Here is a 238-nt window from a genome sequence, read left to right as displayed (position 1 = left end):
TCGCCCGTTGCCACGCGGCCTGGTCAATCCTTGCGCCGATGGCTGGCTCGGACAGCCGCCGGCCGATCCGGACGAAGGCCTCGTCAAACCGGCCGCGCAGATCCAGTGGCCAGTGCGCGGGTGGGGCCACGGCGTGCAGTGCGGCGAGCAGCTCTCCCCACTGCTGCGGCAAGGACGTCTGCGGCATGTCCTCGGCCTCGGTGCCGGGCAGGACCTCCTCCAGCACCATCGCCCCGGC

At 72.7% G+C, this 238-nt stretch carries 1 pseudogene; it reads right to left on the bottom strand.

Annotated features, from left to right (window positions below):
* A pseudogene (locus IG78_RS0141370) lies at positions 1-229 on the bottom strand (aminoglycoside phosphotransferase family protein); the annotation flags it as partial.
* Between the last annotated feature and the right edge of the window lie 9 nt (positions 230-238).

Origin of the sequence: Streptomyces aureocirculatus (assembly GCF_000720475.1) — a bacterium.
Taxonomy (GTDB): Bacteria; Actinomycetota; Actinomycetes; order Streptomycetales; family Streptomycetaceae; genus Streptomyces; species Streptomyces aureocirculatus.
This window is presented reverse-complemented; position numbering and strand designations above follow the sequence as displayed.